The sequence below is a fragment of the Streptomyces sp. NPDC045967 genome (assembly GCF_056430495.1).
Genome location: NZ_JBWKLE010000010.1, coordinates 235,752 through 244,086 on the forward strand (window position 1 = coordinate 235,752; position 8,335 = coordinate 244,086).

Genomic DNA, 8,335 nt, shown 5'->3' on the forward strand with positions numbered 1-8,335 from the left:
GCCTCGGCATTCTCCCGAGCCCTCGCTAACATCTCCGACATGACTCCTCCCCTTCTTTCCCGGAAATCCGTCCTGGTACGCGGCAGCGGGCCAGGACTGCTGCTCGCGCATGGTGCGGGTAGTGACATCGAGGACAGTTTCGGTCCGGTCCTGAAAAGTCTCGCCCGTCGTCGGACCGTCATCGGACCGGATTATCCGGGCTCTGGAGAAAATCCCCTGCCGGACCACCCGCTGACGCTCGACGCACTCGCCGACCACCTGGTGGAAAGCGCCGTGCAATCCGGCGTGCATTCATGTGCCATATCCGGCTTCTCCATGGGTGCGGCGGTGGCCGTGCGTGCCGCGGTTCGCCATCCCGAGCGGGTTACCGCCCTTGTTCTCTCCGCCGGATTCGCCCGGCAGAACGCACGCCTCAAACTGGTTGTGGACACCTGGCGGGCACTCGCCGCCCGGGAGGGCGGTGACCGGGCGCTGGTCTCCTACCTCTCACTGATGGTCGGCGGGACGCGCTGGCTCGACGAGCGCTCCCCGGAGGAGGTCGAACGGCAGCTGGAGCTGTTCTCCGCCGGGCTGCCGCCGGGCACCGACGCACAACTCGCCCTCTTCGACGACATCGACGTGCGGTCCGACCTGGCGCGGATCGAGGTACCGGTCCTGGTCGTCTCCCCCCTCGGCGACCTCCTCGTCACACCCGTTCACTCCCGCGAACTCGCGGACGGCATCCGGGGGGCCCGACTGGCCACGCTGGACTGCGGCCACGCCATCGCCGCGGAGCGGCCGGCCGAGTGGGCCGAGCTCATCACCGCGTTCCTCGACGGCGTGGAGCGCTGACCGCCGCGGGCGGTACGGGCAGGCCCGCCCGTACCGCCCGCCCGTACCGCTCCCGGCCGGGTCCGTCGCGGCGCTGCGCGCGCGGCGGGCCGGGGCGGCCGTCGTGGGCCCGGCGCCCGGCCCGCCGGCCCCGGGATCGGGGCGACGCGGCCCGGGGGTGGGCGCCGGGCCGGTCTCGGGGCGGCCGCGCGGCCGCCCGGTCTCCGGGGCGGGCGGCCTCACGGCCGCCCGGTCTCACAGGCGTCCGGAGGAGGGCGCCTTGCCCAGCGCCGTCACCGCGAGGGCCGCCACGGCGAGCCCGCCGCCCAGCCACATCACCGCGGTGACCCCGGCGCCGTCCGCGGTCATCCCGCCCACCAGCGCCCCGAACGCGATCGCCCCGTTGAACACGCCGACGAACAGCGAGGACGCGGCCTCGCGCGCCTCGGGAGCCGAAGCCAGCAGCCACGTCTGCGTACTGACCGACACACCGCCGTAACTCAGCCCCCAGACGGCGAGCAGCACACCGGCGGTCAGGACGGAGCCGCCGAGGAGCGGCACCAGCGCCACCGTGCCCGCCAGCACCGCGCTGATCACCAGCAGGGTGGAGCGCGGGGAGCGCGCCGCGCCGGCGCCGGCCGAGAAGTTGCCCGCCACGCCCGCGACTCCGTAGACCAGCAGCAGGGTGCCGATCATCCCGGCACTCGCCCCCGAGACCTCCTCCAGTACGGGCCGCACGTACGTGTAGGCGGCGAAGTGGCCGGTGACCAGCAGAGCCACCACCACCAGCCCGGTGCGCACCCGCGGCTGCGCGAACAGCCGCATCACACCGCTGAGCCGCACCTCCTGCTCGGCGGGCAGCCGCGGCAGCAGGACGGCCAGGGCGAGCAGCACCACCAGGGCCAGTACGCCCACGGTGACGAAAGCGGCGCGCCAGTCGGCCAGTTCACCGATGTACGTCCCTGCGGGGACACCGAGCACCGACGCCACCGCGATACCGCTGAAGATCAGCGAGGTCGCGGAGCCGACCGACTTCGGCGGCACCAGCCGCACCGCCAGTCCCGCCGCGATCGCCCAGACACCACCCATCCCAATGCCGACCAGCACCCGGGCCGCCACCATCACCGCGAAGTTCGGCGTCCACGCCGCGAGCAGGTTGCCCACCGTCAGGACCGCCATCAGCGCACACAGCACCGTCCGCCGGTCGAACCGGCCCAGCAGCGGTGTCAGCAGCGGCGCCGACAGGGCCCCGACCAGGCCGGTGATGGTCAGGGTCAGTCCGGCGGTGCCCTCGGTCACCGCCAGGGCGTCCCCGATGGGCGTCAGGAGCCCCACGGGCAGCATCTCGGACGTCACCACCGTGAACGTCGCGCTCGCGACCGCCGCGACGCCGAGCCAGCCGCGCACCGCGGACCGCTCCGGCACCCCGGCGGTGTCTGCAATTTCCTCAGTCTGTGCCATGCGACCAGCCAACCCGCCCCGACCTGCGGGAACAACGGCCGATCTCTCATCCTTCGATGAGCGGGGCTACTTGATCGGCCCGCACGGTCCGCGGTGTAGAAAGGAAGCCATGAGCGGTGTCGAGATACGCGAGCTGGAGACGTTCCTCGTGCTCGCCGAGGAACTGCACTTCGGACGGGCCGGCGAGCGGCTGTACGTCTCGCAGAGCCGGGTCAGCCAGCTGCTGCGCTCCCTGGAGGGCCGCATCGGCGCGCCGCTCGTCGAACGCACCAGCCGACGGGTGCGCCTGACCCCGCTGGGCGAGAGCTTCCTCGCGGGTCTGCGCCCCGCGTACGACGCACTGCGCGCCACCGTCGACGAGGCCCGGGCCGCCGCGCGCGGCATGGGCGGGGAGCTGCGCATCGGATTCCAGGGCACCGTCGACGACTACCTCAGCCGGGCGATCGGCCTGTTCGGCGACCGGTATCCCGACTGCGCCATCGACATCGTCGAGATCCCGCTCTCCGACCCCTTCGGGCCGCTGCGCCGCCAGGAGGTGGACTGCGCGGTGGTCCTGCTGCCAGTGGCCGAGGAGGACCTCCTCCTCGGGCCGGTCTTCTCCCGGCAGCCGCAGACCCTGGCCGTGTCCGTCCGCCACCCGTTCGCCGCGCGGGAGTCGCTGGGCGCCGAGGAACTCGCCGACTGCCGGCTCATCGGCATCGACGGCGGCGCCCCCGCGTACTGGCGGCAGGCCCAGGCCCCCGGCTTCACCCCCGGCGGGCTCCCCGTACCGGCCGGACCGAGTGTCAACACCCTCCAGGAGGGCCTGAGTCTGACGGCGGCCAACCGCGGCGCCATGCTGCTGTGCCGCTCCACGGCCGACTACCACGGCCGCCGCGACTCGCTCACCTTCGTCCCGGTCCAAGGCCTGCCCGATTCGGAACTCGGCCTCATCCGCCACCGCACGCGGCCCTCCGCCCAGGCGGAGGCGTTCGCGCGGGCCGTCGCCGAGGCCGCCGGACCGGCGGCCTGACGGGCGGGCGGCCCGACGGGCGTACGCCTCAGAACGGGTGCCAGCGGACCTCCGCCGCACCCTCGCGCAGGGAGTCCACCCGGCGGCGGAATTCGGCCAGCGCCTTCGGGTTGGTCGGCGCGTGCTGGGAGACCCAGGCGCAGCTGGCGGTCTCGCGGGCCCCGCGCAGCACCGCGCAGCCGTCCCAGTCGCGGACGTCCCAGCCGTACGCCGTCACGAACGCCTCGTAGGACGGCGCGGGCAGCCCGTACCGGTCGAGGGAGAGGGCCATCACCACCAGGTCGTGCTCGCGCAGGTCGGCCGAGACGGTCTCCAGGTCGACCAGGACCGGTCCGTCCGGCCCGACGTGCACGTTGCGGGGCAGCGCGTCGCCGTGGATCGGGCCCGGCGGCAGGTGCGGGGACAGCCCCGTCACCTCGTCCGCGTAGGCGTCGCGGCGGGCCCGCAGGTACGCCGCGTCGGCCGGGTCGATCGCGTCGCCCGCCAGCCGCAGCCAGCGCTCGACACCGCCCAGCAGGTCCCGCGCGGCCAGCGCGAACGGCGGCGCCGGCAGGGCGTGCACCGCCCGCAGCAGCACCGCGAGGTCCGCCGGCTCCGCCGGCCGCACCGCCGCCGGGAGCCGGTGCCACAGCGTCACCGGGTGCCCCGCCACCAGCCGCGGCTCCGGCTCGGCCGCGCGGACCGCCGGGACACCGGCCTGCTCCAGCCAGTGCGCGATGGCCAGTTCGCGCGCGGCCCGCGCCGCCAGGGCGCCGTCGGCGCGGCCCACCTTCACCACCGTCCCCCCGACCGCGAAGACCGCGTTCTCACCCAGGGCCAGCAGCGCGGCTCCGCCACCGCCCAGGCCCGCCGCCGCCAGTACGTCCCTGGCCCGCGCCTCGTCCATCTCGTACTCCGGATCCGGATCGTCGTGAATGCGCCAAGTCTCCCATCCGGGTGTGCGCCGCCTTGACCCGCTGTCAGCCCCTGGTGGGGCCGGCGCCGAGCGGCGGCGTCCGGCGGCAGTCCGGGGAGGAATATCGTTGCACGAGACGTATCGTCTCGCTAACCTCGGGTCATGACCTCAGCCAAGCCCGCCCACATCGCCATGTTCTCCATCGCCGCCCACGGGCACGTGAACCCGAGCATCGAAGTGATCCGGGAACTCGTCGCGCGGGGCCACCGCGTCAGCTACGCGATTCCCGCCTCCTTCGCGGACAAGGTCGCCGAGACCGGCGCCACCCCGGTGGTCTGGAACTCCACCCTCCCCACCGACGACGAGCCGGAGGCGTGGGGCACCGAACTCATCGACCAGCTCGAACCCTTCCTCGCCGACGCCATGCAGGCGCTCCCGCAGCTCGCCGCCGCCTTCGAGGGCGACGAACCCGACCTCGTCATCCACGACATCACCGCCTACCCCGCGCCCGTCCTCGCGCACCGCTGGGGGGTCCCCGCGGTCTCCCTCTCCCCGAACCTGGTCGCCTGGGAGGGGTACGAGGAGGAGGTGGCCGGGCCCGTTTTCGCCGAGCTGAAGGCATCCGAGCGCGGGCAGGACTACTACGCCCGGTTCGCCGCCTGGCTCACCGCCAACGGCCTCGGCGACGACGTGGACCGCTTCCAGGGCCGCCCGCGCCGCAGTATCGTCCTGATCCCCCGCGCGCTCCAGCCGAACGCCGACCGTGTCGACCCCGCCGTGTACACCTTCGTCGGCGCCTGCCAGGGCGACCGCGCCGACCAGGGGCACTGGCAGCGCCCGGAGTCGGCCGACGGCAAGAAGGTGCTGCTGGTGTCGCTCGGCTCCACCTTCACCAAGCAGCCCGCCTTCTACCGCGCCTGCGTCGAGGCCTTCGGGGACCTGCCCGACTGGCACGTCGTCCTGCAGATCGGCGCGTTCACCGACGAAGCCGAACTCGGGGCGGTCCCCGCCAACGTCGAGGTCCACCGCTGGGTTCCCCAGCTGGACGTCCTGCGCCAGGCCGACGCCTTCATCACCCACGCCGGCGCCGGCGGCAGCCAGGAGGGCCTCGCCACCGCCACCCCGATGGTCGCCGTCCCGCAGGCCGTCGACCAGTTCGGCAACGCCGACATGCTGGTCTCGCTCGGCGTGGCCCGGCACGTCCCGATGGACCGGGCGGACGCCGCGACCCTCCGCGAGGCCGTCCTCGGCCTCGTCCGCGACCCCGGGGTCGCAGCCCGCTGCGAGGCGGTCCGAGCGGAGATGGCCGGCGAGGGCGGCGCGCGCCGGGCCGCCGACCTCATCGAGGCGGAACTGTCCTAGGGGGTGTCTAGGCTGGACCCATGGCCAAGACATACGCGGCGCTCTTGCGCGGGATCAACGTCGGCGGGAGCAGGAAGGTGCCCATGGCGGAGCTGCGCTCCGTGCTGGAGACCCTCGGCCACGGTGACGTGCGGACGTACCTGCAGAGCGGCAACGCCGTCTTCAGCTGCCCGGAGCAGGACCCCCGGGTGCTCGCGCGGGAGCTGGAAACGGCCATCGAGGCCCACTTCGGCTTCCGGGTGGCCTGCCTGGTCGTGGACGGGGCCCACCTGAAGGCCGTCGCCGACGCCTGCCCGTTCCCGGCAGCCGAGCTCGAGGGCAGGCAGCTCCACGTCACCTTCTTCTCCGAGCAGCCCGGTCCGGAGCGGTTCGCCGGGCTCGACCCGGCCGGCTACCTGCCGGAGGAGTACCGCCTCGGCGACCGCGTCCTCTACCTCTACGCCCCGGACGGGCTCGGCCGCTCCGCACTCGGACAGGCGCTCGCCAAGCCGGCCCGGGTCAAGGGCCTCGACGCCACCACCCGCAACTGGAACACGGTCGCCAAGCTGGTCGAGCTGACCACGCCCTGAACCGAACTGACCACGGACGCCCTGAACCGAACGGTCCACGCCCTGAACCGGACCGACACGCACGGACACGGGCCGGCACCGCCTTCCACCGCGCCCCCGGCGCCCGCGCGGGGCGCGGGATGTGCCAGGCTCGGGGCATGCGGTACATCATCATCGGCGCGGGCGCGGTCGGCGCCACCATCGGCGGACGGCTCGCGGAGGCGGGCGGTGAGGTCGTCCTCGTCGCGCGCGGCGCGCACGCCGAGGCCCTGCGGGCGGACGGCCTGCGGCTGACCACCGCGGCCGGCACCCGGGTGCACCGGCTTCCCGTGGTCACCGAGCCGGCCGAAGCGGGCGAACTGCGCCCGGACGACGTGCTGCTGCTCGCCGTCAAGACGCAGGACGCGATCGCCGCGCTCGACGCGTGGGGCGACGCGGAGGTCGCGGGCGGCGGGACGGCGGCGCAGCGCCTGCCGGTGCTGTGCGCGCAGAACGGCGTGGAGGGCGAACGCCTCGCCCTGCGCCGCTTCGCCCGGGTGTACGGCATGTGCGTATGGCTGCCGTCGACCTTCCTGGAGCCGGGCGCGGTCTCCGCGCTGTGCGCGCCGCTGACCGGGATCCTGCACCTGGGCCGGGCGGCTGGCGGCACGGACGCGCTGGTGCGGGCCGTCGCCGCGGACCTCACCGGGGCCGGGTTCGAGGCGCCCGTGGTCGAGGACGTGATGCGGTGGAAGTACGCGAAGCTGCTGGGGAACCTGGGCAACGCGGTCCAGGCGACCACCGGCCCGGAGCCGGACCCGGCGAAGGCCGCGCTGCTGCTGCGGGCCGTCCGTGAGGCGAAGGCGGCCTTCGGGGCGGCCGGTATCGCCCACGCCTCCGACGCGGAGGAGTCCGCGGCGCGCGACGGCAAGGCGGTCCAGCCGCCGGGGGTGCGCGGCGGGTCGTCGTGGCAGAGCCTGGCGCGGGGCACGGGCTCGGTGGAGGCGGACTACCTCAACGGGGAGATCTCGCTGCTGGGGCGGCTGTACGGCGTTCCGACACCGGTCAACGACGTGCTGCGGCACGCGGCCAACATCTTCGCCCGCGAGGGCCTGCCGCCGGGCGCGATGTCCATCGCGGACCTCACCGCCCTGGCCGACGAGGCCGCGTCCCGCCCGTAGGGCGCGACGCGTCCCGCCCGCAGGGCGTCCTTCGCATCGGCCCGGGGGCGCGCTCAGGCCGTCAGGGCCCGCAGCCTCGCCGGGGCGGTGGCCGCCGTGTCGAAGCGGCGCAGCAGCAGGCGGGCCAGCTCCGGAGCCGCACCCAGCACCCCGGCCACGACATCCGCGTCGGCCTGCGCGGCACCCGCCTCGATCCGGTCCGGCAGCCGCCCGGGAGCGATGACGTAGGGGGCCACCGCCACCCGGGCGAAGCCCTCCGCGCGCAGCGCCCGTACGGCGTCCTCGGTACGGGAGAACCCCGGGGGAAAGGCTCCGGAGGCGAACGCAGGCCGCACGGCACACCAACCGGTGCGCCGCCACTCCCGCGCGGTTTCAGCGATCGCTGCGATCGCCTCCGGGTCTGTGGATCCGGCGGCCGCGAGCACCACCGCGGTGGTGGGGCGGTCCGCCGGGGTGAGTCCGGCTTCGGCCAACCGGTGGTCGAGGGCCGACAGCAGGAGCGGGGAGGGCCCGAGGACCTCGGCCACGCGCACCGACAGGCCGGGCAGCCGGGCCGTCGACTCCGCCAGCGCCGCCGGGATGTCGGACTTGGCGTGGAAGGCCCGGGTGAGCAGGAGGGGCAGCGCGACCACGTCGCGCACACCGGACAGGTAGAGCGACGACAGGGCCTGGCCCACCGTCGGGGTGTTGAAGTCCAGGAACGCCGTCTCCACCCGCAGCCCGGGCCGCAGCGCCCGCACGCGCCCGGTCAGGGCGTGCACGGTCGCCGCGTGCCGCGGGTCGCGGCTGCCGTGGGCGATGACGAGGAGGGCGGGTGCGCAGGACACGGGACTCACGTGACCAGCAGGCCGCGGGTGCGCAGGACGCGGCGTTCGAGGGGGCTGAAGATGAGGAGGTCGATGGCGATGCCGACGATGAGGATGAGGAGGATGGCGAGGAAGACGCCGGGGAGGTCGATGTTGTTGCGGCCGTTCTCCAGGAGTTGGCCGAGACCGAGGCCGAGGTCGGGGGAGCTGGCGATGATTTCGGCGGCCATGAGGGAGCGCCAGGAGAAGGCCCAGCCCTGCTTGAGGCCGGCGAGGTAGCC

At 74.4% G+C, this 8,335-nt stretch carries 7 protein-coding genes and 2 pseudogenes; 5 read left to right on the forward strand and 4 right to left on the reverse strand.

Going from position 1 to position 8,335, the window contains the following annotated elements; translation table 11 throughout:
• The first annotated feature begins 39 nt into the window (after nt 1-39).
• The gene (locus AC07FY_RS21095; protein WP_479008334.1) at nt 40-831 is read left to right on the forward strand and encodes an alpha/beta fold hydrolase; all 792 of its coding nucleotides are present in this window, start codon (nt 40-42) and stop codon (nt 829-831) included.
• Between the two features lie 234 nt (nt 832-1,065).
• Here the strand turns inward: AC07FY_RS21095 and AC07FY_RS21100 are convergent, their stop codons facing one another.
• A complete protein-coding gene (locus AC07FY_RS21100; protein ID WP_479008336.1) occupies nt 1,066-2,271 on the reverse strand; it encodes an MFS transporter in 1,206 nt (401 codons plus the stop codon).
• A gap of 109 nt (nt 2,272-2,380) precedes the next feature.
• On the opposite strand from AC07FY_RS21100, the gene AC07FY_RS21105 reads away from it, so the two are divergent.
• Nucleotides 2,381-3,283, forward strand: coding sequence for a LysR family transcriptional regulator (locus AC07FY_RS21105; protein ID WP_479008338.1), 903 nt, complete (start codon nt 2,381-2,383; stop codon nt 3,281-3,283).
• Between the two features lie 28 nt (nt 3,284-3,311).
• Here the strand turns inward: AC07FY_RS21105 and AC07FY_RS21110 are convergent, their stop codons facing one another.
• Complete coding sequence (locus tag AC07FY_RS21110; protein WP_479008340.1) at nt 3,312-4,169, reverse strand: phosphotransferase; 858 nt, start codon at nt 4,167-4,169, stop codon at nt 3,312-3,314.
• A 130-nt stretch (nt 4,170-4,299) separates the two neighbouring features.
• Here AC07FY_RS21110 and mgt point away from each other — a divergent pair.
• The 3 genes and pseudogenes from mgt (at nt 4,300) to AC07FY_RS21125 (ending at nt 7,248) form a co-directional block, all read left to right on the forward strand.
• Nucleotides 4,300-5,540 (forward strand): annotated as a pseudogene (mgt, locus tag AC07FY_RS21115) (macrolide-inactivating glycosyltransferase).
• A 20-nt stretch (nt 5,541-5,560) separates the two neighbouring features.
• Nucleotides 5,561-6,109, forward strand: coding sequence for a DUF1697 domain-containing protein (locus AC07FY_RS21120; RefSeq protein WP_479008342.1), 549 nt, complete (start codon nt 5,561-5,563; stop codon nt 6,107-6,109).
• Between the two features lie 137 nt (nt 6,110-6,246).
• Nucleotides 6,247-7,248 (forward strand): ketopantoate reductase family protein, encoded by a 1,002-nt coding sequence (locus AC07FY_RS21125; protein ID WP_479008344.1) that lies wholly within the window; start codon nt 6,247-6,249, stop codon nt 7,246-7,248.
• 53 nt (nt 7,249-7,301) lie between these two features.
• On the opposite strand, the gene AC07FY_RS21130 is transcribed toward AC07FY_RS21125, so the two are convergent.
• Together AC07FY_RS21130 and AC07FY_RS21135 are read right to left on the reverse strand one after the other, a co-directional pair.
• The gene (locus AC07FY_RS21130) at nt 7,302-8,075 is read right to left on the reverse strand and encodes a sirohydrochlorin chelatase (protein WP_479008346.1); all 774 of its coding nucleotides are present in this window, start codon (nt 8,073-8,075) and stop codon (nt 7,302-7,304) included.
• A gap of 5 nt (nt 8,076-8,080) precedes the next feature.
• Nucleotides 8,081-8,335: pseudogene (locus tag AC07FY_RS21135) on the reverse strand (ABC transporter permease); the annotation flags it as partial.

Coding starts and splice junctions, on each gene's coding strand:
- AC07FY_RS21120 (WP_479008342.1), top strand. CDS start 5,561: ATGGCCAAGACATACGCGGCGCTCTTGCGCGGGATCAACGTCGGCGGG.
- AC07FY_RS21095 (WP_479008334.1), top strand. CDS start 40: ATGACTCCTCCCCTTCTTTCCCGGAAATCCGTCCTGGTACGCGGCAGC.
- AC07FY_RS21110 (WP_479008340.1), bottom strand. CDS start 4,169: ATGGACGAGGCGCGGGCCAGGGACGTACTGGCGGCGGCGGGCCTGGGC.
- AC07FY_RS21125 (WP_479008344.1), top strand. CDS start 6,247: ATGCGGTACATCATCATCGGCGCGGGCGCGGTCGGCGCCACCATCGGC.
- AC07FY_RS21105 (WP_479008338.1), top strand. CDS start 2,381: ATGAGCGGTGTCGAGATACGCGAGCTGGAGACGTTCCTCGTGCTCGCC.
- AC07FY_RS21100 (WP_479008336.1), bottom strand. CDS start 2,271: ATGGCACAGACTGAGGAAATTGCAGACACCGCCGGGGTGCCGGAGCGG.